This is a genomic window from Pseudomonas sp. 2995-1 (assembly GCF_002742505.1).
Taxonomy (GTDB): domain Bacteria; phylum Pseudomonadota; class Gammaproteobacteria; order Pseudomonadales; family Pseudomonadaceae; genus Aquipseudomonas; species Aquipseudomonas sivasensis.
Genome location: NZ_LJSA01000249.1, coordinates 323284 through 350267, shown reverse-complemented (window position 1 = coordinate 350267; position 26984 = coordinate 323284). Strand labels below are relative to the sequence as shown.

Annotated in this window: 17 protein-coding genes; 10 read left to right on the top strand and 7 right to left on the bottom strand. The window is 61.7% G+C overall.

Annotated elements, in window-relative coordinates; translation table 11 throughout:
- Positions 1-32: 32 nt before the first annotated feature.
- Genes AOA61_RS04365 through AOA61_RS04355 form a run of 3 tightly spaced genes read right to left on the bottom strand, consistent with a single transcriptional unit; the run spans position 33 to position 2326 of the window.
- The gene (locus tag AOA61_RS04365) at positions 33-539 is read right to left on the bottom strand and encodes a GNAT family N-acetyltransferase (protein WP_032891836.1); all 507 of its coding nucleotides are present in this window, start codon (positions 537-539) and stop codon (positions 33-35) included.
- 24 nt (positions 540-563) lie between these two features.
- On the bottom strand, positions 564-977 hold the full coding sequence (locus AOA61_RS04360) for an NUDIX domain-containing protein (protein WP_032891837.1): 414 nt from the start codon (positions 975-977) through the stop codon (positions 564-566).
- A gap of 32 nt (positions 978-1009) precedes the next feature.
- Positions 1010-2326, bottom strand: a complete 1317-nt coding sequence (locus tag AOA61_RS04355) for an HD domain-containing phosphohydrolase (protein ID WP_032891839.1) — start codon at positions 2324-2326, stop codon at positions 1010-1012.
- A 341-nt stretch (positions 2327-2667) separates the two neighbouring features.
- Between AOA61_RS04355 and AOA61_RS04350 the strand changes: the two genes are divergently transcribed.
- From AOA61_RS04350 to AOA61_RS04315, 8 genes are all read left to right on the top strand, one after another.
- Positions 2668-3630 (top strand): cytochrome-c peroxidase, encoded by a 963-nt coding sequence (locus AOA61_RS04350; RefSeq protein ID WP_032891842.1) that lies wholly within the window; start codon positions 2668-2670, stop codon positions 3628-3630.
- 10 nt (positions 3631-3640) lie between these two features.
- Positions 3641-5455 carry a DAHL domain-containing protein gene (locus AOA61_RS04345; protein ID WP_099601209.1) on the top strand — a complete coding sequence of 605 codons (1815 nt, stop codon included), beginning with the start codon at positions 3641-3643 and terminating at the stop codon, positions 5453-5455.
- Positions 5452-6846 carry an ATP-binding protein gene (locus AOA61_RS04340; RefSeq protein ID WP_099601208.1) on the top strand — a complete coding sequence of 465 codons (1395 nt, stop codon included), beginning with the start codon at positions 5452-5454 and terminating at the stop codon, positions 6844-6846. The genes AOA61_RS04345 and AOA61_RS04340 overlap by 4 nt, the downstream gene beginning before the upstream one ends.
- Before the next feature lie 232 nt (positions 6847-7078).
- Positions 7079-8698 (top strand): glucan biosynthesis protein, encoded by a 1620-nt coding sequence (locus AOA61_RS04335; RefSeq protein ID WP_099601207.1) that lies wholly within the window; start codon positions 7079-7081, stop codon positions 8696-8698.
- Positions 8695-10959 carry a beta-glucosidase BglX gene (bglX, locus tag AOA61_RS04330; RefSeq protein ID WP_099601206.1) on the top strand — a complete coding sequence of 755 codons (2265 nt, stop codon included), beginning with the start codon at positions 8695-8697 and terminating at the stop codon, positions 10957-10959. Before AOA61_RS04335 ends, bglX begins: the two co-directional genes overlap by 4 nt.
- An 81-nt stretch (positions 10960-11040) precedes the next feature.
- Positions 11041-12660 (top strand): FMN-binding glutamate synthase family protein, encoded by a 1620-nt coding sequence (locus AOA61_RS04325; protein WP_095183934.1) that lies wholly within the window; start codon positions 11041-11043, stop codon positions 12658-12660.
- A gap of 11 nt (positions 12661-12671) precedes the next feature.
- Positions 12672-12956: a putative quinol monooxygenase gene (locus AOA61_RS04320; RefSeq protein ID WP_099601205.1), complete on the top strand. Its 285-nt coding sequence runs from the start codon at positions 12672-12674 to the stop codon at positions 12954-12956.
- Positions 12957-13238: 282 nt separating this feature from the next.
- On the top strand, positions 13239-14369 hold the full coding sequence (locus AOA61_RS04315) for an OpgC family protein (protein WP_099601204.1): 1131 nt from the start codon (positions 13239-13241) through the stop codon (positions 14367-14369).
- 39 nt (positions 14370-14408) lie between these two features.
- On the opposite strand, the gene AOA61_RS04310 is transcribed toward AOA61_RS04315, so the two are convergent.
- The gene (locus AOA61_RS04310; protein ID WP_099601203.1) at positions 14409-15827 is read right to left on the bottom strand and encodes an amino acid permease; all 1419 of its coding nucleotides are present in this window, start codon (positions 15825-15827) and stop codon (positions 14409-14411) included.
- 375 nt (positions 15828-16202) lie between these two features.
- Here AOA61_RS04310 and AOA61_RS04305 point away from each other — a divergent pair, with 375 nt between their 5' ends.
- Positions 16203-19325: a transglycosylase domain-containing protein gene (locus tag AOA61_RS04305; protein WP_099601202.1), complete on the top strand. Its 3123-nt coding sequence runs from the start codon at positions 16203-16205 to the stop codon at positions 19323-19325.
- Between the two features lie 99 nt (positions 19326-19424).
- On the top strand, positions 19425-24419 hold the full coding sequence (locus AOA61_RS04300; protein WP_099601201.1) for an NEL-type E3 ubiquitin ligase domain-containing protein: 4995 nt from the start codon (positions 19425-19427) through the stop codon (positions 24417-24419).
- Positions 24420-24423: 4 nt separating this feature from the next.
- Here AOA61_RS04300 and AOA61_RS04295 read toward each other — a convergent pair whose 3' ends face one another.
- From AOA61_RS04295 to AOA61_RS04285, 3 genes are all read right to left on the bottom strand, one after another.
- The gene (locus AOA61_RS04295) at positions 24424-24906 is read right to left on the bottom strand and encodes a CS1 type fimbrial major subunit (protein WP_032891885.1); all 483 of its coding nucleotides are present in this window, start codon (positions 24904-24906) and stop codon (positions 24424-24426) included.
- Between the two features lie 5 nt (positions 24907-24911).
- A complete protein-coding gene (locus AOA61_RS04290) occupies positions 24912-25673 on the bottom strand; it encodes a pilus assembly protein (RefSeq protein WP_032891860.1) in 762 nt (253 codons plus the stop codon).
- 62 nt (positions 25674-25735) lie between these two features.
- Positions 25736-26980, bottom strand: coding sequence for a hypothetical protein (locus AOA61_RS04285; RefSeq protein ID WP_241089526.1), 1245 nt, complete (start codon positions 26978-26980; stop codon positions 25736-25738).
- Positions 26981-26984: the final 4 nt, after the last annotated feature.

Here is a 26984-nt window from a genome sequence, read left to right as displayed (position 1 = left end):
ATCGGGGGGCTAGCCCCCTCCCTCATCGGCTCTCAGTCAGCCTTGAGTTCGCGCCACATGTGAATTTTATCGAAGTAATCCACGCCCACCCGCACCGCCAGCGGCTCCAGGCCGTACTGGATAAACCCGCAACGTCGGTACAGCGCAAACGCTGCATCATTGCCGGCGGTGACGGTCAGTTGGATGACTTTGAGGCGCGGATGTTGGCGCGCTTCATCCAGCGCCGCTTCCACCAACCGTCGGCCCAAGCCCTTCTGCTGATAAGCCTCGGTCACGTACATCCCAAACAAGGTCACTTTGTGCCGCGCCTTCTCCCGAAGCTCGAACGCCAGGCCGACGATGCCAGCCAGTTCATCCCCTGAATACGCGCCGAGCAAACGATCCTGGCGCCCGTCCAGACGCTTTTCCCACCAGCTCAACGGCATGGCTGCGCGCTCGGCCACACTGGAGGTGAATGCCTGGGGATAAGCGCCATACGCCTCCAGCATCAACGCTCGATAAGCCTCGGCGTCGTTGCCGCCCAGCGTACGGATGATCACGTTTGAGTCCTTTGCGCCTGAGCGTCAGGCAGTAATGGCCAGCGATGAGCGATAGAACGGCAGGATCTGGTCACGGGTCAAGGGCGCCAGCACCAGGCCGCCATCACCGGCAGGGTCGATCCAGCGAACCTCTTCGATTTCAGCAGCCGGACTGACCTGCGCATCGATCTGCACTTGGAACAATTGAGCTTGCACGGTAAATCCGGGCTCATTGACCGCAGGGGCCGAGAAGTTACCCAGGTAGACCGCGTCGCTGGGTTTGATGCGCAGGTTCAGCTCTTCGTACAACTCACGGGCCAGGGCCTCGGCAGGTTGCTCACCGGCGTCGATCTTGCCACCGGGTTGCATAAAGGCCTGGGTGCCGCGCTTGCGCACCAGCAGGGTTCGGCCGTCAGCGCCGATCAGCAGGGCGGCGGCGATACGGATAGTGGTAGGCATGAATTGAACACCTTGAATTCAAAAAATAAACATTATTGGAGCACTGCTTCGGTGTCGTCCGGCTTCTTGATAAACACGCTGTACTTGGCGCCTTCCATCGCTTCGAACGCAATCAGCTTGTCCACCAACGGCAGGTTCAGCACCTTGCCGGCGTTGAGCAGCAACATCCCGTTGTCGGCATTGAGGTTGCGCGCCAGGACCATGCCATCGGCCAGTTCCCGGGTGCTCAACACTTTGACGGTCGGGTCGCCCAGGGTCACATCACTGAGAAATGCCGCGCAGGCCTGGACGAAGTCCTCGATCAGCTCTGGATCGTAGAGGCGCCCGGCGTATTTGCGGATATATAACAACGCTTCATCGCTGTTCAGATGCCGCTCAAGGATCAGACCCTTCTGCAGTTCGATAAAGTCCACCGCCAGCTTCAGCAGGCGCGAACCGAACGGAATCGCATCGCCCTTGAGGTGGTCGGGAAAACCACTGCCGTCCCAGCGCTCCTGATGGTGACGAATCATCCGCGCCGCATCCTTCATCGGCTCCAGGGTCATCAACAGCGATTCGCTCTGGGTCGGATAACCGCGGTACCGTTCGCGATCGGTGCTGTGCAGCTTGTCGGCCGGTTCGATCAACATGCTGTCGCTCCAGCTCAGCTTGCCGATGTTGTACAACGCAGCTGCCATGGCCAAGTCACGGGCGCTGGCGTCGTCTATGGACTGGGCGGTGCAGTACACGCGCACCAGTTCGATCAGCGCGCGGTTGGTCTGTTTGTCCTTGGGCAGACGCAGGTTGGCCAACAGCGAAAACACTTCGGTGCCGGTCACGTAGCTGCGCTTGAGCTCGTCATAGGCCAGATCGAGCATATCGGCGGTTTGCTGCAACTCGGACGTGCGCGCTGCCACCCGTTTTTCCAGCGTGTTGTTGAGCGCCTTGAGCTGCTCGTTCTGCTCCTGGGTCAAGCGCTCCAGGCGCTGATGCTCCAGAGCCTGCTGCAAGATCAGCTTTAGTTCGTCGTCGTTCCAGGGTTTGCCGATATAGCGGTGGATCTGCCCTTCGTTGATCGCCTTGATGATGGTCGGCAGGTCGGCGTAGCCACTGAGCAGAATGCGACTGGTAGCGGGATAAAGGCGATGAACCTCGGCCAGCAATTGCGCGCCGTCCATGCCCGGCATGCGCGCATCGCTCATCACCAGGTCGATGGGTTGGGCGGCCATGATCTCCAGGGCCTGTGCGCCGCTGCCCGCGAGCACTACATCGAAGGGTTGGCCGCGCAACAGGCGGCGCAAGCTGTTGAGGATCGACTCTTCATCGTCGACCAGCAAAATAGTGGGTTTCGTCGCAAGTTGTTCATCCATGCCTACTGCGCCTTCACATTGAACTGAATGGAGCTGAATTGAACCCTGGTACTAAGCCGTGTTCCCTCGCCCAAGGCGCGGGCTTGATTTGACGCCAACTGGCCGCCGAATTCAAGGGAGCTCGACTAAGCTGTGCCATCAGGTCAGTGCCCCGCCGCGCCAAGTTGCCCAACAGCACGTTGCCGGGCAACCGGCCCTCCTCAAAACCCGGGAGAGCGAAGAGAGCCAGGGTTTTCTATTCAGCAAGGCCGCGTCGACAAAGGATTTTGCCCAACGGCTGCAGTTGGGCTGCGCCATGCCGATAACCTATCAATAGTCCACACGATGCAAGGAGTGCTCGCTTGAGCGACGTCGCAACTCACGGTTTCGGCCTGGTCCTTATGATGGGACTCAGTGTGTCACTGATGGCCGCGCCGCTGGATGAGGCACTCAAACCTTTGCCGACGGTTCCAGTACTGGACTCAGCCAAAGTCGAGCTGGGTCGGCAACTGTTCAATGAGCCGCGCCTGTCGGTGAATAACACCCTGTCTTGTGCCAGCTGTCACCGGCTGGCCTCCGGCGGCGCTGACGACAAGCCGTTCTCAATAGGTTTCGACGGCAAACCGGTGCAAATCAATACCCCCTCGGTATTGAACGCCAGCCTGAACTTCAAGCAGTTCTGGAATGGCCGCGTAGACACGTTGCAAGCGCAGGTAGAACAAGTGGTTATCAGCCCCGTGGAGATGGGCAGCGACTGGAAAACCGTGGTGCAGAAACTGTCAGACGTGCCCGCCTACCAGAGCGCCTTCAAGCAGGCGTACCCCGACGGCGTCACCGTCGACAATGTGCAAAACGCCCTGGCCACCTATGAACGCACGCTGCTCACCCCTAACTCGCGGTTCGATCAGTACCTGCTGGGCAACACGGAGATTCTCACGATCGAGGAAAAATACGGCTACCAGCGTTTCAAGGATTACGGCTGCATCGCTTGTCACCAGGGCGTGAATATCGGCGGCAATATGTTCCAGAAGTTCGGCGTGATGGGTGATTACTTCAAGGCGCGCGGCAACCCGGTGGAGTCCGACCTGGGGCGCTACCTGCTGACCCTGGACGAAGAAGATCGCCACGTGTTCAAGGTGCCCAGCCTGCGCAACGTGGCCGTCACCGCGCCGTACTTCCACGATGCCTCGGCCAAGACCCTGGAAGCGGCGGTGGATGTGATGTTCAAGTACCAGTTGGGGCGCAACCCTTCCCAGGAAGACAAAGACCTGATTATCCAGTTTCTCAAGACCCTGACCGGCGAATGGGCAGGCAAGCCCCTATGAGCATACCGTCATGACCCCCTCCCGCCGTCGCACCAGCCAAGTGTTGCTTGGCCTGATCACCCTGTTGCTGGCCTCTACGCTGGTGTTTTTGTACCTCAAATCCTCACGCGACCAGACCGCCGGCTACACCCAATCGCGGGATCTGATCCGCCAGTTGCAGCAGCTCAACGCCCAATGGGACAGCGAAGTGCTTAAGGCGCGGATCGCGATCACTCACAACTACGATCCGCTGGTCACCCCACTCACGGAAATGACCCGGCTCTGGGCCGAACTCAATACCCGCGATACCTACCACGACCCGCAAGACCTGAGTCGCTGGCAAACCAGCCAGGAGGCTTATCAGGCGGCGATCCAGGAAAAAGCCAGGCTGGTCGACCAGTTCAAGTCCCACAACGCGGTGCTGCGCAATTCCCTGGCGTTTTTGCCAACAGCCGAGGACGACATCCAGGCCCAGTTCAATCGCATTGACAATGAAGGCCGCCTGCAACTGCAGGATGTCGCCACGGACATTTACGACCTGTTGCTCAGTAGCCTCGAATTCGCCCAGGTCACCAGCGACGATCGCGCCGCAGATATTCTGGTGGGGTTGGGCAAGCTGGCAATCAACAAGGAGAGCCTGCCCGCTGAGTTCCAGGGCCCGATAGACATCCTCAGCAACCACATTTCGCTGATTCTGCGTGAGCAGCCGGTGGTCAACAGCCTGCTCGAACACATTGCCTCCATACCCGTGGCCGAGCGTCTGGACGACTTGACCACCCACCTCGATCAGGACCAGCAAGCATCTGACCTGATCGACCATCAATATCACCGCTACCTGTTGGTTTTCTCGACGTTACTGGTGGTGCTGCTGCTCTACCTGGCCGTGCGCCTGCTGCGTAGTTTTGCCGAGATCAATCGAGTCAACCGAGCGTTGCAGGCCGCCAACGAAACCCTGGAACAACGGGTGGAACGCCGCACCCAGCAGCTCAAGGATGCGCAGAGCGAACTGCTGGACAGCGCGCGCCAGGCTGGCATGGCGGAGATCGCCACCAACGTGCTGCATAACGTTGGCAACGTGCTCAACAGCGTGAATATCTCCGCCGAGCTGGTCACCCGCAAACTGCGCAGCAGCAAGGCGTTGGGCCTGGGCAAGGCCATGCAACTGATCAACGAGCACCAGGCAGACCTCGGCGCCTTCCTGACCTTGGATGAAAAAGGCAAGCTGCTGCCGGGCTACCTGAACCAACTGGTGGACGCCATTGCCGTCGAACAACAGGCCATGACCGATGAGCTGGCGCAACTGAGCAAAAGCGTCGATCACATCAAGGACATCGTCTCCACCCAGCAATCCTATGCCGGCGTGTCCACGCTGATGGAGCCGGTGCACATCAGCGATTTGATGGAGGACGCCTTGCGCATGAACGCCGGTTCGCTTAGCCGCCACAACGTCACGGTGGTCAAGGAATATGGGCGGGTACCGGAGATCATGGCGGACAAACACCGGTTGCTGTTGATCATGGTCAACCTGATCAGCAACGCCAAGCACGCCATGTCCAACCTCACCGACCGGCCACGACAGATGACCCTGGCGGTGCAACAACTGGAGGACAGCACCTTGCAGATAAGCGTGAAGGACGAGGGCGAAGGCATCCCCGCCGAAAACATGACCCGGATCTTCACCCACGGTTTCACCACCCGCAAGGAAGGCCACGGCTTCGGTCTGCACAGCTGCGCCCTGGCCGCAGTGGAAATGAACGGCCAGCTCAGCGCCCACAGCGACGGGCCGGGCCTGGGCGCGGTGTTCACCTTGAAAATCCCTCTCACCCTTGCCGGAAGCCCGCCATGAACCAGCCCCCTAACCGGCGTATTTTGCTGATCGACGATACCCCCTCGATTCACGACGACTTTCGCAAGATCCTGATGCCCGCTGTCGAGTCAAACGAGGCGCTGGATGAGATGGAGTCGGCGCTGTTTGGCGACACCAGCAAACCCACGGTGCAAACCTTCGAGCTGCACTCGGCCTACGGCGGCGAAGAAGGCCTGCAACTGCTCATCACCGCGATGACAGAGCAACGACCCTACGCGCTGGCGTTTGTGGACATGCGCATGCCTCAGGGGTGGGACGGGGCCAAAACCATCGAGGAGTTGTGGAAAATCGACCCCGGCCTGCAGGTGGTGGTGTGCACCGCGTATTCGGATTATTCCTGGGATGACCTGCTGTATCGCCTGCATGGCCACGATCGTTTGCTGATCCTGAAAAAGCCTTTCGACAATATCGAAGTCCAGCAGATGGCCAACACCCTGGCTAACAAATGGGACATGGCCCGGCGCGCCTCGGTGAAAACCATCCACTTGGAGCAATTGGTGGAGCAACGCACCCAGGCGCTGCAACTGGAAATCGACGAGCGCAAGCAGCTGGAAAGCCAGCTGGTGCAGTCGGAAAAACTCGCGTCCCTGGGGCAACTGGCGGCGGGTGTGGCCCATGAGATCAACAACCCGGTGGGGTTTATCTCGTCCAACCTCAGCAGCCTCGACACCTACTTCAACCAGCTGCAACAGATGCTGGACGCTTACCGCCAGGCCGAGGAAAGCCTCGCACCGGGTGAACAACGCGATCAACTGAAGGCCTTGCGCAACGAGCTGGAGCTGGATTTTCTCAAGGAAGACATTCCACTCCTGATCCGCGAATCCAAGGAGGGCATAGGTCGTGTGGCCCAGATCGTCAAAGACCTGAAGAACTTCTCGCGGGTGGACAACGATCAGACTTGGCAATTTGCCAATCTGCAACAAGGCATCGACTCGACGCTGAACATCGTCGCCAGTGAACTCAAGTACAAGGCCGATGTGGTGAAGCATTACGCGCCGCTGCCGGACATCGAATGCCTGGCTTCGCAGCTCAATCAGGTGGTGATGAACCTGGTGATCAACGCCGCACAAGCCATGGGGCCGGAGCGCGGCACCATAACCATCAGCAACGGCGTGGAGGGCGAAAACATCTGGCTGGAAGTGGCAGACAACGGCTGTGGAATTCCCCCGCATGCGCTGCAAAAAATCTTCGATCCGTTCTTCACCACCAAGCCGGTGGGCGAAGGGACGGGCTTGGGATTGTCGCTCTCCTACGGCATCGTCAAGAAACACCGTGGTGATATTTCCGTCAGCAGCGAGCTGGGTAAGGGCACGAAGTTTCGCGTGGTGTTGCCGATTCGGCAGACGGTGGCGCGGGACACGCCATCGTAATCAGCCTCACGTCTCGTTTTTTCCGGACTCGCCCCAAACGAGGACCTATTGAATAAGCGCCGATGACAAGCGCCGCGCGCCTGCCCTGCTCATCAGCTGCCTCTGGGACCTGTTATTTCTGACAGTAGACAGGCACCTTCCCCCCCTCGAAACTCCTGGCAAGCAACACGGTTGCAGGCCGGCGGCGTGTTGATCGTGAAGAAGGCTCCTCTTCGTCCAAGGAATGGTCACCATGTCCACACGTCGCGAATTCCTGGCGTACGCTTCGCTGACCGCCCTGCTCACGCATCTGGGCAAGGGCGCCCTGGCTGCCGACAGTGCCGAGCAGGCCGACCCCTTTTCCTTCGACGGCTTGATCGAACAGGCACAAACCGATGCCTTGAAACCCTACCGTTATCCCAACACGGACTCGGACGCGCTGTTGACGAAACTCGACTACGCCGCCCACGGCCAGATCCGCTTCAAACCCGAGTTGGCTCTGTTTGCCAAGGGGCCGGGGCAGTTTCCCGTGACCTTCTTCCATCTGGGATCATTTTTTCGCACACCGGTGAGGGTGTATGCGCTGGACAACGGCGTCGCCCGCGAGATCGTTTACGACCCGGCGAACTTCGACAGCCCGGCCCACGCCTTGCCCCGTAACAGTGGATTCGCCGGTTTTCGCATCCAGGAAAGCCGTCTGGGCAACCAGACCAAACTCCCGTGGCAACAGAACGACTGGGTGGCCTTTCTTGGCGCATCGTACTTCCGGGCTATCGGCGAGTTGTACCAGTACGGTCTGTCGGCACGGGCGATTGCCCTGGACGTGGCTGAGGCCGGCAAGGCCGAAGAATTTCCCGCCTTCACCCACATCTGGTTCGAACCGCCGAAGGACCTGCACGCCACGTCCATGACCCTCTATGCGCGGCTCGACGGGCCCAGTATCTGCGGCGCCTACCGTTTCGTGATCGACCGCATGCAGGGCGTGATCATGGACGTCGACTGCACGTTCTTCCTGCGCAAGAGCGTCCGCCGGCTGGGCATTGCACCGCTGACTTCGATGTTCTGGTTCAGTGAAACCGCCAAGCGAACCGCCGCCGATTGGCGCCCCGAAGTCCATGACAGCGACGGACTGGCGCTCTGGACCGGCAACGGCGAGCGCATCTGGCGCCCTCTGAACAACCCGCCGCGCACTGTGGTTTCGGCGTTCAGCGACCATCAACCGAAGGGCTTCGGCCTGTTACAACGTGACCGCAATTTTGACCACTACCTCGATGGCGTGAATTATCAGCGCCGCCCCAGCCTATGGGTCGAGCCGTTGGGCGACTGGGGCGAAGGCAGCGTACAACTGATGGAAAATGGCACTGACGATGAGATCCACGACAACATCGTCGCCATGTGGGTGCCCTCGGCCCCCGCCGAAGCGGGCAATCGCTATACGCTACGTTATCGCCTGCACTGGCTGGCCCAGGAGCCTTACGCTTCGCCATTGGCGGTGTGCTTGGCCACGCGTCTGGGCAAAGGCGGCCAACCCGGGCAGACACGTCCCGCGGGAGTGCGTAAATTTGTCGTCGAATTTCAAGGCGCTCCGTTGGAAAAACTTGCACCGGGCGTCAAGCCCGAAGCCGTGATCAGTTGCTCCCGAGGCGAGCTTGGACTTGTCTTCACCGAAGCCGTGCCGGACGGCGTCGTCGGTCATTGGCGAGCACAGTTCGATTTAGCCGTCGACGGCAAGGAACCGGTGGAGCTGCGCCTTTTCCTGCGCCTGGACGGTCAGCCGCTGTCAGAGACCTGGCTGTATCAGTACCACCCCTTCAACTCGGATTCGACGGCAATCGGTGTCGCTTCAACGGCTGACACCGGCAACCGGCAATGAAGCGCTTTCGTCAATTGACGCTGCTCTACCTGACGCTCAGTGTCAGCACCGCAGCCCTGCCGGCCAATGAGCAGGAATGGGTGGAAGGCTTGCTGCAACAGATGACGCTCGAAGAAAAAATCGGCCAACTCAGCCAGCTCGGCATTCAGGACACACCGACCGGCCCTGTCATCGACCAAGGCACACAGTCGCATCTGCCCGAGAGCATGGTCGGCTCGATCCTTGGCGCGTACGGTTTCGAGCAGACTCTCGCGCTGCAGAAACACGTCGTCACCCACTCGCGCCTGCACATACCGCTGCTGTTTGCATTCGATGTGATTCACGGCTTTCGAACCGTATTTCCCGTGCCGTTGGCGGAAGCCTCGGCCTGGGACCCCGACCTGGCGCAGCGCACCGCTCGCGCGGCTGCCATTGAAGCGACGGCCAGCGGCGTGCACTGGACGTTCGCGCCCATGGTCGACATCGCCCGCGACCCGCGCTGGGGCCGTGTGGTGGAAAGTACCGGCGAAGATCCGTTTTTGGGCGCAGCGCTGGCCAGTGCCAAGGTAAAGGGGTTCCACGGTGCGGGGCCGCACGACAGCTCGTTCATGCTGACGACCGCGAAACACTTCGTCACCTACGGCGCGGCCGAGGGTGGGCGGGACTATAACGTCGCCGACGTGTCGGAACGCACCTTGCAGGAAGTGCACTTACCGCCTTTCCGGGCGGCCGTCGCGGCGGGCGTCGATGCAATCATGCCCTCGTTCAACGAAATAGCCGGGACACCCCTGCACAGCAACACCGCGTTATTGACCGGGGTGCTGCGCAATCAATGGCGATTCACCGGCCTGATTGTCAGTGACTTCAACGCGATCTGGGAGTTGAGTCAGCATGGCGTAGCGGATATTCCGGCCGACACGGCGCGGCTGGCACTCACCGCCGGCGTGGACGTCGACATGGCCAGCCAGATGTACCGCCGATACCTGCCGACACTGGTGCGCACTGGCCAGATCCCCATGGCCGCAGTGGATGCTGCGGTGCGCCGCGTCCTCCAGACTAAACAACGCCTGGGCCTGTTCGATGACCCTTACCGCTACAGCAATGAGGCGCGGCAGCGAGCCAATACCCTGACACCGCAGCACCGGGCCCTGGCCCGAGAGGCTGCGCAGAAATCCATTGTGCTGCTGAAAAACAACGACGCACTGCTGCCCCTGTCCAAGCACCTGCGCAACGTGCTGGTGGTCGGCAGCCTGGCCACGGATGCCGAAGCCACGATCGGCCCCTGGGCCTTGGCGGCTCATCCTGAAGATTCGATCACGGTCTTGCAGGGCATACGCCATGCCGTCGCCCCCGACACCGAGGTGGTTTACCTGGGCGGTGCATCGCCCATCAGCAACGCGGTTGATGACCTGGCAGAAGTCCTGCAGGCCGCCCGCGATGCCGAGGTGGTGATCGCGGTGCTCGGTGAGCGCGCCGATCAGAGCGGTGAAGCTCGCAGTCGCACGGACTTGGGCCTGCCGGGTGCCCAGGACACGTTGTTGCGTGCCCTGTTGGACACCGGCAAGCCCGTGGTCATCGTGCTGATGAATGGCCGCCCGCTCGTGTTCTCGAAGACCGTGCGCGAGGCGCCGGCACTTTTGGAAACCTGGTTCCTGGGCAGTGAAATGGGCAACGCGGTGGCCGATGTTCTGTTCGGTGACATCAACCCCAGCGGCAAACTGCCGATCACCGTCCCCCGTAACGTGGGGCAGATCCCCCTCTACTACGCGCACAAAAACACCGGCCGCCCGCCCACCGGTGCCGGCGGTTATGAGTCCGGCTACATCGATGAACTCTGGACGCCGCTGTATCCCTTCGGTTTCGGCCTCAGCTATACCTCGTTCAGCTATGACACGCCTCGGATCAGCGCCGAGCGGCTAGCGTCCACCGAGTCCCTGACGGTACACGTGAACGTCACCAATACCGGGCAGCGCGCCGGTGATGAAATCGTCCAGCTGTACCTGCGCGACGACGTCGCCAGCGTCACTCGCCCAGTCCGCCAACTGCGCGGCTTTCGCAAAATCCACCTGGCGCCCGGTGAGACGCGCAGCGTGAACTTCAATCTTGGCCCACAGGACTTCGCACTGCTCAATCAACATTTTTCGCCGGTAATAGAGGCCGGCACTTTTACCGTCTTCGTCGGCGGCGATTCGACCACCACCCATCAGGCTCGGTTCGAGGTCACGGACAGCCGTGAACTCTCTGCCTCAGGCCCATCCGAGCCCCCCACACGCGCTCGCTGAATACCACTGTGGGTTGTCCGGGCTTTCCTTACTGGCGCAGAATGCCGGATCGACCTGAGAGTCCGAACCCAAGGAAACCGTATGAGCCTGTCCTTGCTAAGCCGTTACGCCTTCTTTGCCGTGTGCGTCATTTTCACCCTCGCCAGCCTTCCCTTTATCCAACACGAATGGCTGTGGCCCATCACCCTGGTCACCGGCGTGTTGAGCCTGATCGGTATCTTCGACCTGTTGCAAAGTCCCCACGCGGTGCGCCGCAACTACCCGATCCTGGGCAATATCCGTTACCTGGTAGAAGCCATCCGCCCGGAAATCCGCCAGTACCTGCTGGAGTCCGACAGCGACGCCCTGCCCTTCTCGCGTTCGCAACGCTCACTGGTTTACTCGCGGGCCAAGAACGAAACCGCCGACAAGCCCTTCGGCACCCTGATTGACGTGTATCAGGCGGGCTTCGAATTTATCGGCCACTCCATGCGCCCCGCGCCGTTGAGTGACCCCAGCGCCTTTCGCGTGATGGTCGGCGGTCCGCAGTGCACGCAGCCGTACTCGGCGTCAGTGTTCAACATATCGGCGATGAGCTTTGGATCATTGAGTGCCAACGCCATCCGCGCGCTCAACCAGGGCGCCAAGCTGGGCAACTTCGCCCATGACACTGGCGAAGGCAGCATCAGCCCCTATCACCGCGAAAACGGCGGTGACCTGACCTGGGAACTGGGCAGCGGCTACTTCGGCTGCCGCACCAGCGACGGCCGCTTCGACCCGGAGCGCTTTGCCGTGCAGGCGCAGAACCCACAGGTGCGCATGATCGAAATCAAGATGAGCCAGGGCGCAAAACCCGGCCATGGCGGGATCCTGCCCAAGCACAAGGTGACTAAAGAAATCGCCGAGACCCGTGGCATCCTGATGGGCGAAGACTGCATCTCGCCGTCGCGCCACAGTGCGTTCTCCACGCCCATCGAACTGATGCAATTCATCGCCCAACTGCGCGAGCTGTCCGGCGGCAAGCCGGTAGGTTTCAAGTTCTGCCTGGGCCACCCGTGGGAATTCATGGGCATCGCCAAGGCCATGCTCGAAACCGGCATCCTCCCGGACTTTATCGTGGTAGACGGCAAAGAAGGCGGCACCGGCGCGGCGCCCGTGGAGTTCACCGACCATATCGGCGTGCCGCTGCGTGAAGGCCTGTTGTTTGTGCACAACACCCTGGTGGGCCTGAACCTGCGCGACAAGATCAAGCTCGGCGCCAGCGGCAAGATCGTCAGCGCCTTCGACATCGCCAGCGTCCTGGCCATCGGCGCCGACTGGGCCAACTCGGCGCGCGGCTTCATGTTCGCCATCGGCTGCATCCAATCGCAAAGCTGTCACACCAACAAATGCCCCACCGGCGTCGCCACCCAAGACCCGCTGCGCCAGCGCGCCCTGGTGGTGCCGGACAAGGCCCAGCGCGTATTCAACTTCCACCGCAACACCCTCAAGGCCCTGGCCGAGATGCTCGCGGCGGCAGGCCTGGATCATCCGTCGCAACTGTCGGCCAAGCACCTGGTGCGGCGCATGTCGGCGACCGAGATCAAGTTGTTCTCGCAGTTGCATGTGTTCCTCAAGCCAGGCGAGTTGCTCACCGGCGAGGTGAACGGCGAATTCTATTCGCGGATGTGGCAGATGGCGCGTGCGGACAGTTTTGAGCCCCACGACGTAGCCGCGGCTTAAGGACGCTAACCATGCTGAAGGTCATCGCTGAAGATTTCATCAAGCCCGAACACCTCGACACGGTACGTCCCTGGTACGCCGAACTGGTGGAAAAAACCCGCCAGGAACCGCTGTGCATCGCCTACGACCTGTTTGTCGATCAGGACGACCCCGGGCACTTCATTTTCATTGAGCAATGGCCCGACCAGGCCGCGCTCGACACGCATTGCCAGACCGAACACTTTACCCGGCTGGTGCCGCAGATAAACGAGCACCAGGCCAAGCCATGCAAAGTGCTGTTGATGGATGCGTTCTGACCCAGCCTTTCCAGACTGAACCGGACCACCGAGGGCATCGTTGTTAACGAAATCCCCGGAGAGACGGTTCAGTTGTACCTTGTTAAAGCAGCCTCCTCTCATGCTGTACTCCCCGATACCCAGGGCACGTCAGAGATCATTGACGTCTAGAGACATTCAGTAATATCCAGCCTTTGCAATTGCTTGGAAATACCGCCAACCTGCGCCCGCCCGACCTGCGGCGCACGACAATTCGCGCCTGCGCCTGTCATTACTAAACCTTTCGTCAAAGAGCCCGCTGCCATGCTGAACGGACGCGACCCGCGCATCGATTTTTTTCGGGGCCTGGCGTTGATCTTCATTTTTTGGGATCACGTTCCCCACAATCCCCTCGGCCAGATCACCCTACGCAATTTCGGTTTCAGCGATGCGGCCGAAGTCTTCGTGTTCCTCGCCGGCTACGCCGCTGTGCTGGCCTACGGCAAGATCCTGCAGCGTGATGGCTATTGGTTCGCCACGCTGAAGATCCTGCGCCGTACCTGGGTGTTGTACGTGGTGCACATCTTCTTGCTGGCGATGCTGATGGGCATCGTGTTCTTCGCCAACAGCCATGTGGAAACCCGCGACCTCGTCGAGGAGATGGGCCTGACGCACTTCGTCACCCACCCGCAGCAGGCGCTGACCGATGAACTTCTGCTGCGTTTCAAGCCCAACCTGATGGACCCGCTGCCGTTGTATATCGTGCTGCTCGGTGGTTTGCCGCTGGTGTTGCCGCTGTTGCTGCGCAAGACCTGGCTGGTGGTGGGCGCGTCGATGACGGTGTACCTGCTGGCGCCGTGGATGGGCTGGAACCTGCGGGCGATTGCCGACGGCGTGTGGTACTTCAACCCGGTGACCTGGCAGTTTCTGTTCATCCTCGGTGGCGCGGCGGCGATTCATGCCAGCCGCGAGCGCCCGGCCGAACTGCGGCCACTGCGCCGACAGCCGTTGTTCATGGCGGCGGCGATCTACACCCTGGCTGCAGCGGTGCTGACACTGTCGTGGCGCTGGCCCGAAGTGCACGATACGTGGATGCCATCGGCGGTCAGCGATCTGATCTACCCAATCAGCAAGACCGACCTGTCGCCGCTGCGCCTGCTGCACTTCCTCACACTGGCGTATGTCACCGCCAAGCTGTTGCCCGGACGCGGCTGGACCGACAACTGGCTGGCGCAGCACACCTGCCGCATGGGCCGTTATTCACTGGAAGTGTTTTGCCTGGGCGTCGTGCTGGCGCCGTTGGCCGACATGGTCAATGCGATGGCTGGCGATGCGCTGCTGATGCAACTGCTGACAGCGCTGGTCGGCGCTTCATTGATGGTGATGCTGGGGTTGTGGCTGGAATTCAACAAGCGCCTGGATCAGTCGCACAAGCTGGTCACACAGGCCAGCTGAAGGGTAAGGCCCGCCGCACGCAGCGGGCCTTGCCAGGCGTCAGGCGGAGTGCACTGGCGCCGCGTTGGCGGTGTTCGGTTGCAGCTTGAACACGTAGAATAACACGGTCAGCAGCACCAGGAAGACTGGACCGACGTACAGCGCGATGCGGGTGTCCGGGAAGTACGCCATCAGGCCCAGCACCAGCACCAGGAACGCCAGCGCCAGGTACGAACTGACCGGGTACAGCCACATGCGGTACTTCAGGGCTTTCTGCTCGGCCGGGCTCAGGCTCTTGCGAAACTTGAGCTGGGCCAACAGGATCATCACCCAAGTCCAGATTGCGCCGAAGGTGGCGATGGACGTGACCCAGACGAAAACTTTCTCCGGCACCAGGTAGTTGAGCAGCACGCCGAGCAGCAAGGCGAAGATCGACAGCAGCAAGGCTTTGCGCGGCACGCCGTTGCTCGACGTGGTGGCGAACGCGGCCGGCGCCTGGCCGTTCTGCGCCAGGCTGTAGAGCATGCGCCCGGTGCTGAAGATGCCGCCGTTGCACGACGACAGCGCCGCCGTGATCACCACGAAGTTGATGATGCCCGCTGCGGTCTTGATGCCCAGACGCTCGAAAGTCATCACGAACGGGCTGCCCTGGGTGCCGATTTCATTCCACGGGTAGATCGACAGGATCACGAACAACGCGCCCACGTAGAACAACAGGATGCGCCAGAACACCGACCCGATTGCGCTCGGAATAGTCTTCTGCGGGTTGCGCGCTTCGCCGGCGGTGAGGCCGATCATCTCCACGCCGAGGTAGGCGAACATCACCATCTGCAGTGACATCAGCACACCCTGCACGCCATTGGGCATGAAGCCGCCATGGGCCCACAGGTTCGAAATCCCCAGCGCCACGCCGTCGTTGCCAAAGCCGAAGGCGATGATGCCGACGCCGCCGATCACCATGGCAATGATGGTGACGATCTTGATCAGCGCGAACCAGAACTCGAACTCACCAAAGGCTTTTACCGCGATCAGGTTGATGGTGCCCATGCTGATCAGCGCCGCCAGGGCCCAGATCCAGCGCGGGGTGTCGGGGAACCACACGCCCATGTACACCGCCACGGCGGTGATCTCGGCCACACAGGTCACCAGCCACAGGAACCAATAATTCCAGCCGGTCAGAAAGCCCGCCAACGGGCCGAGATAATCCTGGGCATAACGACTGAACGAGCCGGCCACCGGGTTATGCACGGCCATTTCGCCGAGGGCGCGCATGATCACCAGGATGGCCAGGCCGCCGATGATGTAGGAGAGCATGATGGCCGGGCCGGCCATTTCGATGGCCTTGGCCGAGCCGAGGAACAGGCCGACACCGATACAGGCGCCGAGCGCCATCAGGCGGATATGCCGCTCACCCAGTTCGCGTTTGAGCGGGCCGCCCGAAGCGGTCTCGCCATGGGGCAGGTGGTTGCCGACTGGCATAGGGATACAACCTCGTCTTGTTATTGGATATGAGCCTCCGAGTCCAGCACGTCGCGGCGGGTCTGCCGTGACATGCCATCGCCGGTTCACCTTGTGGGCAAACCGGTCCGGCGGGGCCAGATCGGGGGGATGCAGTATAAAAAGCTCAACCCAGTGATTTTCACTCTATAAAAGGCAATATTCAGCGGGAATTGCCGCCTTAATACGATTTAGCGGTGGGAGTATCGCACACCATTGGTGCGACCCTTCAAGCCACCTACGCTGTCATCGGGCTTTGCCCATGCCCGGCCCGGTCGACAAATTCCTCACGCAAGCCAATCAGCGTCTACGCTTGAGACAAGTCCGATCAATCTGCCGGGATGGGATCAATCGACTATGGGCGCTTTATGGCAAACCGATTCAACCAAAGCTGCGGCGCCTGCCGACAGCGAGGATGAACAGCCATTGCCACGACGCCCCCGCAAGCGGTTGTACAGGTGGCGAATGGTGTGGCTGCTACTGGTGATCGCGCTGATCGCCGCAGCGTATGTCGCCCAGCGCGAAATGCGCAGCGCCGACTGGCAGTCCCGCGAACTGAGCCGTCTGGCCACGACCCTCAGCTACACGGTGGAGCCCGGCGCCAGCGACCGCATCGTTTACCCCGGTGAAGGGCCCTTCGACAAACGCCTGGGCTACAGCGCCATCGATGAATTCCTGCCACGCCTGCTCAAGCGCAATTTCCTGATCCAGAGCCAGGCGCAGTTTTCCGACGCCTTGATGGACTACACCGCCCACGGGCTGTTTGTGCCCTACGCCGAAAAAATCCAGGCCGGCCTGTCGATCAAGGACTGCCGCTCCACGCCGCTGTACCAGTTCAGCTACCCCCAGCAGTTTTACCCGGACTTCACCGCGATCCCGCCGGTGGTGGTCAGCAGCCTGCTGTTCATCGAAAACCGTGACCTGCTGGACCCCGCACAGCCCCAGGCCAACCCGGCGGTGGATTGGCCGCGCTTCGCCAAGGCCGGGTGGTCGCAAGTCGCCCGCGTGCTGCACCTGCCCGGGCAAAGCGCCGGCGGCAGCACCCTCGCCACCCAACTGGAAAAATACCGCCACTCCCCCGACGGCCTGACCCTGTCCGGTAGCGAGAAGCTGCGCCAGATGTTTTCTGCCAGCGTGCGCGCCTACCAGGACGGCCCGCAGACCTTGCTCGCGCGCCAGAACATCGTGCGCGATTACCTCAACAGCGTGCCGCTGTCCGCTGTGCCTGGCCATGGTGAAGTGCACGGCATGGCCGAAGGTCTGCGGGTGTGGTACGGCGCCGACTTCAAGCGCACCAATGCGCTGCTGGCCGACACCGGCACTGGCAACCTCGAGCAAAAAGGTGTGGCCCTGCGCGAAGTATTGTCGCTGATGATTGCCCAGCGCCGGCCGTCCCATTACTTGTCCAAAGGCCGCCCGGAACTTGCGGACCTGACCGACAGCCACCTGCGTCTGCTCAAACAGAACGGCGTCATCGAACCGGCCCTGGCCGATGCCGCGCTGGCGAGTCAGGTGACGTACCGCGACTGGCAGCAGCAACCGACCTTGCAACCGGTCGAGACCAACAAGGGCATCAGCGTTGCGCGCAGTCGCCTGGCCGCGCTGCTCAACCGATCGCTGTACGACCTCGACCGCCTCGATCTGGCCGCCACCAGCACCTTGCAGAACGACCTGCAAACCCAGGCCACCGCCTACCTCAAGCAGCTCGCTGACCCTGCCTTCGCCGCGCAACTGGGTCTGCTCGGGCCACGGCTGCTGACGCCGGCCAGCACCGCGCAAGTGCGCTACAGCTTCACCCTCTACGAGATGACCGCCGACGGCGCACGGGTGCGTGTGCAGACCGACAACACCGACCAACCCTTCGACATCAACGAGAGCAGCAAGCTGGAATTGGGCTCCACCGCCAAGCTACGGGTGCTGACCACCTATTTGCAGATCATCAGCGAACTGCATGATCGCTATGGCGCACAGCCCGCCGCCGCACTGAAAAAAGTCAGCGTCGACGAGCAGGATCGCCTGTCGCGCTGGGCCGTGGACTACTTGGCGCAAAGCACCGACCGCAGCCTCGCGAAGATGCTCGACGCAGCCCTCGACCGGCAGTATTCCGCCAGCCCTGGCGAGAGCTTTTTCACCGGTGGCGGCCTGCACCGCTTCCACAATTTTCGCAACGAAGACAATGGTCGCAGCCCGAGCCTGCGCGATGCCCTGCGCGAGTCGATCAACCTGCCGTTCATTCGCCTGATGCGCGACCTAGTGCGTTACAGCACCTACCACGGCCCCAACAACAGCGCCGAGTTGCTCAAGGACGACAGCGACCCGCGCCGCCAGGAATACCTGGCCCAGTTCGCCGACCGTGAGGGCACCACCTTTCTGCTGCGTTTCTGGAAACGCTACCGCAACAAGGACACCCAGGCGCGGCTCGACACCTTCCTCGACAGCATGCACCCCACCGCCATACGCCTGGCCGCCGTGCACCGCTACCTGCTGCCCCAGGCCAGCCAGCAGAGTTTCAACGGGTTCGTGCGCGCTCACCTCAAGAGCAAGGAACCGGAAAAACTCAGCGACGAGCGCCTGACCAAGCTCTATCAGGCCTACGGCCCGGGCGCCTACGACCTGCCGGACCAAGGCTACATCGCCAAGGTCCATCCGCTGGAATTGTGGCTGCTCGGCTACTTGCTGGAACACCCCGACGCCACCTTCACCCAGGCCGTCGCCGCCAGTGAGCATGAGCGCCAGGAAGTCTATGGCTGGCTGTTCAAGAGCCGCCACAAGAGCGCCCGTGACAGTCGCATCCGCACCATGCTGGAAATCGAAGCGTTTCTGGATATTCACCAGCGCTGGCAGGCAGTCGGCTACCCCTTCGACCATCTGGTGCCATCGCTGGCCACGGCCATCGGCAGCTCCGGCGACCGCCCCGCTGCGCTGGCGGAATTGGTGGGGATCATCCTCAATGACGGCGTACGCGAACCGACCCTGCGCATCGACAGCCTGCATTTTGCCGCCGACACGCCCTATGAAACCCGCCTGGTCAACAACCCCGATCGCGGCAAACGCGTCATGCCCAGCGAAGTCGCCACCGCCCTGCGTGGCGCGTTGTCGCAAGTGGTGGACGCCGGCACCGCCAAACGCGTGGCCGGCAGTTTCAAGCTGACTGACGGCACACCCTTGATCATGGGCGGCAAGACCGGTACCGGCGACAACCGCATCGAAGCCATCGGCGCCGGTGGGCGTGTGCTCAGTTCCAAGTCCATCAACCGCACCGCGACGTTCGTGTTCTATATCGGCGAGCACCACTTCGGCACCCTCACCGCATTCGTTCCGGGCAGTTCGGCGCAGCAATTCACGTTCACGTCGGCGCTGCCGGTGCAGGTGCTCAAGGGTATGGCACCGATCCTCACGCCTTACCTGCAACCCGACGCGCAGACCCTGTGCCAACCGCCGAAACAGGGTGTTAGTTATGCGCATCTTTCATTCGAATAACGGGTGCTCAACGCACCGAACCGCCCAGGATTTTGAGCTTTTGTTCTAGTCTTCAGTGGATACGCTAATGGCTTCGAATCCCTTAGCGAGCGCCATCGCATGCCCGAATCCCCCCCTCCTGCCAGTCCTCTGGCAACGCCCTACAAGGGGCCTCATTACGCGCTGATCCAGCAGAGAATTCCCGACTGGCTCACCACCGCCGTCCCCGCCCGAATCAGCCCGTTCAACAGCACCACGCTGTCCCGACCGGACTGGTACGCCAGCGCCTCGCCCGATCAACACACCACGCTACAGTTGGCGAATGCCGAGGGCTGGCGCGCACAAAACGCCGTGGACCAACACCTTCGCGACGTGCAGGACCTGTATGGTTTTTCCGAGCCGCTGTTGCAGGAGGCCATCCGCGAAAAACACGGCCTGGACCTGAACGTCAAAACCACCTACCTCAACCTGTATATCCCCACGCAACTGCCCTGGTATGCGTTGGATATTTCCAAGGGGGTGACCACCCGCAGGGTGTCGTTGCTGGATGCCGCGTTGCATAACTTCGCCGCCGGTGAAAGCTTTGAAAAAGACTCCTGCTATATCACCCAACCGGACGCCCGAGGCCACTTCGACATCCTGCCACTGGCCGAGCGAATGCCCCTTCTGCAGTTCAAGACGCTGTGCCGCGAACTGAACCTCGGCGCCCGCTATCAACAGCACCTGAACCAGCATCTGTTGCCGACCGACCTCGCCCTGCGCGCCACGCTCAAGACCCGCATCATTGCCAGCCAAAAGGCCGCGCTCAAGGCTGCCGCGCAATTGGCCGTGCTGAAAAAGGACCTGGGGCCCGCGGCGTGCGCAGTGCTGCTGCAAGCGCTGCGCGGCGAGCGCGGGGTGCTGCAGTTCTACCGTTTGAACATCCTGGATGCGCCACTGGCCGGCATACTGCTGATTGCGGCGGATTTGGACCGCGTGTCCAGCGTGTCGAAACTGATCGCCTACATCCCTCATGACCCCGAAAGTCCCGTCAAGGAATACGACTCCAGCGTGGCGTTCATGACGGATCTGACACGCAAGCTGCACGCCAACGCAGCGATCCCGTCACGCGGCCAGCAAACCTACCAGCAGTTCTTCAGCGAGTTTGTCGGGCATAACCAACGCGGGCACTTCTTTGCCGGGCTGGGCCAACGGCTGCCGTTTTCAGCCATCAGGATCGACGCAGAGCTGTGGGAACACCGCTACCAGCAGGCGCTGAATAAAATCCTCAATGACGGGCGCAGCATGGCGGTGTCCACCTCCGATGCCGACAGCGCCGAGCGTTGGGCCTGGTGGGACAACGCCACGAAAATGATCACGGATATCTTCAACGCCGCCCTGATGGTGATCACGCCGTTCGTGCCGTTTCTCGGTGAGTTGATGCTGGCCTACACCGTTTATCAATTGAGCAGCGAGATCATTGAAGGGGTCGTCGACCTGGCCGAGGGCCAATATCGCGAAGCCGCCGAACATGTGGTGAGCGTGACCAGCGAGGTGGTGCAACTGGGCACGTTTGCCGCCGGTGCCGCCGTGGGCGGTGCGTTGCGGCGCTCGCTGTTCGTCGATGATCTGCGGGTGGTCGAGGTCAACGGGCAACCACGCCTGTGGAACCCGGATCTGGCGCCCTATGCCCGGCATGATCTGCAATTGCCGGCCGATGCACAGCCCGACGCGCTGGGTCTTCACGAGCATCAGGACCAACGCATCCTGCGCCTGAAGGACCGCCATTACGTGGTCGCGCACGAGGCCGCCAGTGACACCTACCGCATCCAGCACCCGACCCGCCCCGAGGCCTATTCCCCGCGACTCGAACACAATGACAACGGCGCCTGGCTGCATGAAGGTGAAGACCCGCGCACCTGGGACAGCGCGGCGCTGCACGAGCGCCTTGGTCCTCTTCTGGTGGAAGGCCTCACTCCCGCGCAACGGGCACAAGCCTGCGCCACCAGCGGAACTCACGACGGCGCCCTGCGCATGATGTATGCCGACCGCTCCCCTCCTCCGCCACTGCTGGCCGACAGCCTCAAGCGCCTGCAACTGCGTCGGCACGTCGAACAGACACCCCAGCGCATCCGCACCGGCGCCCCGGCCGAGCTGCCGACCAACTGGTCGGTGCAAACCACCACTGAGTTACCTGGCTGGCCGTCGCACAAAGCCATCGACGTGTTCATCGAACCGGACCTGAGCGGCTACGCCATGCGTTATGGCGCCGCCGATGCGTTGCCCGCCGACACCCTGAACATCAGCCATGCGCAGGTGCAGGCTGGCTCGTTGCCAGAGCAAGTCCTCGCGTTTCTCAGCGAAAAGGAACTCGACGCCCTGCTGCCCTCGCCCCTGCCCGAGACCCAAACCGCGCGGGTCGCGGCGCTGCGCAACCAATTGGCCGATCGGCTCACGCCACACACTGTTGCGATGTTCAATCACCTCTACAGCGCACGCGAAGTGCTCGACACCCCTCACGGTCAACTGATTCAACAGCAGTTCCCGCAGTTGCCCGCAGAGCTGGTGACGACGCTGCTACTGCGCACATCGCCCCAGGAACTGGACGTGATGAGCCGTGAACAGCGCATCCCTCTGCGCCTGAAAAACCTCGCCCGGGAACTGGCCAACGAAGTCCGCGCCAGTCACGCCAGTGAGGGTTTGCATGACGATGCCCTGCTGACGCCGGACACCGAGCGCATGGTCCTCAATCTCCTGCGTCTGAACACCGATGCTTTGGGGGACCTGAGTATCGCCATCCATGAGCAATCGCCGGAGGGCGCCTTGCGGTGTCGGGTAGGCCCGGAGGCGTCCACCACACAGAAAGTCCTGATCTACCAAGGTCAGGGCCGCTACCGGATCCACGGGGTACCGGCGTCGACACCGCCCGCGCACTACCTTTTTTTCGAAGCGCTATTGCGTGTGCTTCCTGACGGGGCTGTTGATTTGCGCCCTGGCCAGGGTGAAAACCTCAAAGCCTGGCTCAGGGCGAAACTTGAACCATTGGCCGTGCGCCGCACCCTGCTGGAACCGCCGACCGGGCGCCTGGCCGACGACCGCAGCACCCAACGCCTGCTGCAGAAACCTGGCTTCGAGGCCTTCCGCCGCCTGTTTCGCAGGCAACCCACCCCGGCACCGACGCCCGCAGAGACCCTGACCAAGCTGTGCCCACGACTGAACGCAGAAGAGATCGCCAGCGTCTCGCCGTTCCTCGACACTGCGCAAGGTAAGGCGCTGCTGGGCACGCTGGAGGCCGACCACCGGTTGCTGGGCGAAGACCTGCGCAGCCTCCGCAAACAGCGTCCTCTCGGCGCGGTCGGCAGCGTGCTCGCGCAAAACGAGCTGCTCATGCGCGGGCTGATCATCAAAGAGTTGCAAAGCTGCTGGGAAGACGGCGCCTACCTGCGCATGTTGCCGCCACAACCACAGCCGCGCGGCACGCTCCTGGACTTGAGCAATCTGGTGCTGGGGCGCTACGTGCAACACATGGAGCCGCTGCGGGCGGACTTCAGCCATGTCACCCGCCTGAACCTGAGCGGCACGCGTCTGAAGGACGAGGAAATGGGCTTTCTCGACAATTTCCCCGCCACGCGCATCGTCGACCTGTCCGAGAATGAACTGACCGGTGTGCCGTCCCAACTGACCGACATGAAAGCACTGACCGCGCTGAACCTGCGCGACAACCCGATCCGATGGGGCCGCTACGACTACGAGGCACTCAAGCACCTGCCCTTGCTCCGCTCGCTGAACCTGGAGGGCAACGCATTGATGAGCGTGCCGCCGGACATCGGCCCGCTGCCCGAACTGCGGCGACTGACCTTGCGCAGGACCGGCATCAGCCAATGGCCGGCGGGCCTCGACAGTCCAAGGCTGGCCATCCCTGAGTTGGACCTGATCCACACCCGAATCGCCAGCGTTCCACCGTTCGCCGAAGATTCGGTGGGCGCCCGCATCGTCGCCAGCAGTTGGCTCGACCGCAGCCGCCTGGAACCGGCAGACGAAGATCGCGTGGTCGCGTATCGGCGTGCCTTCGGTTTCGATCCCTACCGCACCACGCCGCGCAGCAAGCCGTCCGACCGTGAATACTGGCTGATTGGCTTGAGCGGCGACGCGCGCGACGAGGCCATCAAAGTCTGGGAGGACGTGGAACAGGAGCATGGCTCCCAGGGCTTGTTTGACCTGTTCAAACTGCTGCGTCCACCCGTGGAGTTCCAGACCGAGATCGACGCGCAACTGTTCCAGCAGGGGCGGGAAGATTTGGCCATCCGGGTGTGGCAGTTGCTGTTCACGGTGGACCAGAACCCGAGCTTTCGTGAACGCATCTTCAGCCTGGCCGCGACGCCGCCCAATTGCGCGGATGCCGGCGCGCATATCTTCAATCGCATGGGCGTCGAAACCCTGCTTGAGCAGATCCTCAAGGACGACGCCCCACAGGCTTTGCTCCAGCGCGAAAGCCGCCTGGTAAAACTGGCGCGACAAGCCTGGCGCCTGGACCAAGTCAACCGTCTGGCCCGCGAAGAAGTGCGGCGCCGTACCCTGCCGATCAACGAAGGCGGCCTGGGACAAACACTGGGCATCGGTCAAGGCCAGGTGGATGACGTGCAGGTGTACCTCGCCTATCAAACTGGGCTGAAGGCACGCCTGGACCTGCCATGGCTGTCTGAACACATGGTGTATCGCAACACGGCCCAGGTCACTCAGGCCCATCTCGACCGAGCGGCGCACGCCATTCGCCAGTTGCAACAGGGCGATGGTCTGATCAATGGCCTGCTGGAGCAGCCGTTCTGGAGCGATTATCTGCACGAGGCCTATCTGGGCGCCTTCAACGCCCAGCGCAGGCTGCGCACGGAGGCCGGCAGCCACCTGCAGGACCTGCTCGAATTGCACGAGCAATGGGTCGCTGCGCCGACGGACAGTGTGCGCGAGCAGTTGACCCGCCTGGCCGACGATCTGGTGATCCCGTACAGCGTGGTGCTTACTGAAGAGGCGTTTTCAGACAGCACGGTGCTGGGTTTCTACGACCATATCCAGCATGACTATAACGAGCTGGCGCGGCGTTTGACCCGTGAAGCCTTGCTCAAAGCCAGCACCGAGTAGGCAATCACGGCGCCAGGAAATCGAACACCAGGTGCACCGTGCCGTAGTACTCGCCGCCGCGATAGCCGCCTTCGGGCTCTACGGCGGCGATGTCCAGCTCGGCCCGGCGTCCCACTCGAGCTTCAGCGGCGCCGACCACTTCCACCGGGTCGAGGGTCAGCGCTACCTGGTTGAACTGCACCTGCAGGTCGATACGGTTACGCCCGTTAAACAAATACGGCTCGGCCCCAAGGCGGGCCGCGACGCCGCCGTTGAGGTGCTTGACGTCGAAGTTCTTGCGCAGGCGGCTCAGTTGCGAGGTCACCAGGTTCCACGCCAGCAGTTGGTCCTGGCCCATCCAGTCAGGTTCGGACGGCAGCACATAGGCCTCGTTTACCGGGATGGTCACCGAGACATCGAACGAGTGACGTTCCTGGATCGCCGAGGTGGGTGCGCCCGCCAGCATGCAGGCCGCCAGTACACCGAATCTTGTCAGCTGCTTGAACATCATGATCACCCGTTAGTCTTCTCGACCTTCAGCGGTTTTTTATCCAGCCCTTCCACCAGCACGAAGCTGTAGCGACGGCCCGGTTTTTTCTCGAACGTCAGTTGTCGCTCGGGCAGGATGTGGTGCTTGGTGGTGGGCACGCAGTCAGTGGGGTTGGTCACCGAACAGTCGTGGAACTCGTCGAGCACCACGGTGCTGTTGCCCGCGTTACGCAGTTGGTATTGGTCAGGCCTCTCGTTGATGCGGGTGTCGAACCGCGCATCCTTGGGCCGTACGAAAAACACCGTGCCGTAGCCGGCCATCACGTTGATTCCGGCCGCCAGGTGATCCTTGTAGTCGGCGCGCTCCTCGTCGCTGATACCGAAGTTGTCGTCCTTTTCCGGGACCACGGGGATAAAGCGCAGGCGGAAATAGCGTTCCTTGTCGCGCGGGCCCATGTACAACAGGCGCGTGCCCTGTCGGCCGTTTACCGGCACGATCAGTCGCGACGGGCTGGCCATCAGGCCGTCGCGACTGGTCGTGACGCCCTTGTCATCGATGATCGAGGGCACCGGAATTTCGCGGGTGGTGCCATCTGCGTTGTAGACAATTTCCAACACGTTGACCTTGATGAACGCGGTGCTGGTGCCGCCATTGAACACGCGCTTGAGGTAGGAACTGCGATCACTTTCGAGGTAGTCGTACACCACCCCGACGTTGATCAGCGGCCCGGCCTGGACGGTGAGCGACATCAGGCACAACCCGATCCATAACACTGCTTGTTTCATCGTTTACTTCGCCTCGTTGATTGACTGCGACGGGCCTGGCCCGCCGTTGGAGTGGGGCCGATCTAAATTTCCGAGTCCCAGATCACGGTCGCCACGCCCGAATAGGTACTGCCCGGCTGGTTGAGCATGTCGGCCATGTCGTCGCGCAACACCTCGAAGTGCAAGGTGCCCGGGCGGTCGTTCACGTAGAACAGCGGCTGGAACAGTTCGGTGCCGTCACCGTCCAGGCGCAACGGGCGCTTGAGCACGGCCTGGTTACCGCGCCCATCGATGCCGCTGGGCAGGGTCACGGCGACCTGCAACGGCACCTCATCCCCATTGGCATTGCGCAGGCCGCAGGTGTTGCCCATGACGATCGAGCATTCCAGCTGCATCTTGAAACGCGAACTGGCGGCGATGCGGAAGGTCTGGTCGCGGTACAGCCGCGTGGGCGAGCGTCCACGGTTGAGCCAGGCTTGCCAGCCGCCGTCGGGGATCAGTTCGATGCGGTTGCCGCCGGGTGGGAGGTCGACTTTGAGGTCGTGCTCCACGCTCAGGGTGAAGTTGAACGTGATGGCGTTTTTATTCAGGACCAGGACGTCACCAAAATCGTAATCGCCACCCGGTCCCATGGTGTAGGTGATGCTGCCGTAGTATTGGCCACCGGACATGGTCAGGGGGTTGGGGGTCCTGAGTTCGTAGGCGTATTCCATCGTGGCCACGTTCATATAGCTCAGATCGTGGGAAGGCTTAAGACCGCAAGGGCCAGCCCCTTCAGGCGTCAGCCAAAAATAGGAGGCGTCCCTGACACCCGCGGCAAGGTGGCCGGTACGCCGACAGGGACTTGGTGGATTCAGCCACTGACTTTGCCAACTGAATCCGGGTTTGGCCCAGGTCGATACGCCTGGCGGTCTGGGTATACGCCAATTTGCACCGATGCCGGCGATACGCAACTGGACAATTTCAGTTTCCCCTGTTGCGGCATGGGTCACTGACAGGTCACGCCAGTCCGACGGCACCTTGACCATGAAACCTTGGCGCTCATCCTCGTGTTCGGCCAGGATCGGCTGATTGGATTGCGCCCTGAGCTCGTTGTCCCTGAGGCTGAAAATCCCCAACGCCTTGCATTGGGTTGGAATATGCGCCGCGCAGATCGAACTGATCGGCGTGGTGTTTTCAAAGTCATTCTTCATCGGGTTGGCCGGGTCAGGCCGGAACCGCGCGGTGATGTTCTCGTCCGCCAGTGAGGCGCTGGCGCTGAACAACAGCGACGCGCCCATGGCCATGATCAAGGTGTTGAAGGGTTTCATCGTGAGTGTTCTCGTCATGGCA

Bases quoted from the DNA above. Each gene is read 5' to 3' on its own strand.
- AOA61_RS04360 (WP_032891837.1), bottom strand. From the start codon at position 977: ATGCCTACCACTATCCGTATCGCCGCCGCCCTGCTGATCGGCGCTGAC.
- AOA61_RS04355 (WP_032891839.1), bottom strand. From the start codon at position 2,326: ATGGATGAACAACTTGCGACGAAACCCACTATTTTGCTGGTCGACGAT.
- AOA61_RS04345 (WP_099601209.1), top strand. From the start codon at position 3,641: ATGACCCCCTCCCGCCGTCGCACCAGCCAAGTGTTGCTTGGCCTGATC.
- AOA61_RS04340 (WP_099601208.1), top strand. From the start codon at position 5,452: ATGAACCAGCCCCCTAACCGGCGTATTTTGCTGATCGACGATACCCCC.
- AOA61_RS04335 (WP_099601207.1), top strand. From the start codon at position 7,079: ATGTCCACACGTCGCGAATTCCTGGCGTACGCTTCGCTGACCGCCCTG.
- bglX (WP_099601206.1), top strand. From the start codon at position 8,695: ATGAAGCGCTTTCGTCAATTGACGCTGCTCTACCTGACGCTCAGTGTC.
- AOA61_RS04325 (WP_095183934.1), top strand. From the start codon at position 11,041: ATGAGCCTGTCCTTGCTAAGCCGTTACGCCTTCTTTGCCGTGTGCGTC.
- AOA61_RS04320 (WP_099601205.1), top strand. From the start codon at position 12,672: ATGCTGAAGGTCATCGCTGAAGATTTCATCAAGCCCGAACACCTCGAC.
- AOA61_RS04315 (WP_099601204.1), top strand. From the start codon at position 13,239: ATGCTGAACGGACGCGACCCGCGCATCGATTTTTTTCGGGGCCTGGCG.
- AOA61_RS04310 (WP_099601203.1), bottom strand. From the start codon at position 15,827: ATGCCAGTCGGCAACCACCTGCCCCATGGCGAGACCGCTTCGGGCGGC.
- AOA61_RS04305 (WP_099601202.1), top strand. From the start codon at position 16,203: ATGGGCGCTTTATGGCAAACCGATTCAACCAAAGCTGCGGCGCCTGCC.
- AOA61_RS04300 (WP_099601201.1), top strand. From the start codon at position 19,425: ATGCCCGAATCCCCCCCTCCTGCCAGTCCTCTGGCAACGCCCTACAAG.
- AOA61_RS04295 (WP_032891885.1), bottom strand. From the start codon at position 24,906: ATGTTCAAGCAGCTGACAAGATTCGGTGTACTGGCGGCCTGCATGCTG.
- AOA61_RS04290 (WP_032891860.1), bottom strand. From the start codon at position 25,673: ATGAAACAAGCAGTGTTATGGATCGGGTTGTGCCTGATGTCGCTCACC.
- AOA61_RS04285 (WP_241089526.1), bottom strand. From the start codon at position 26,980: ATGACGAGAACACTCACGATGAAACCCTTCAACACCTTGATCATGGCC.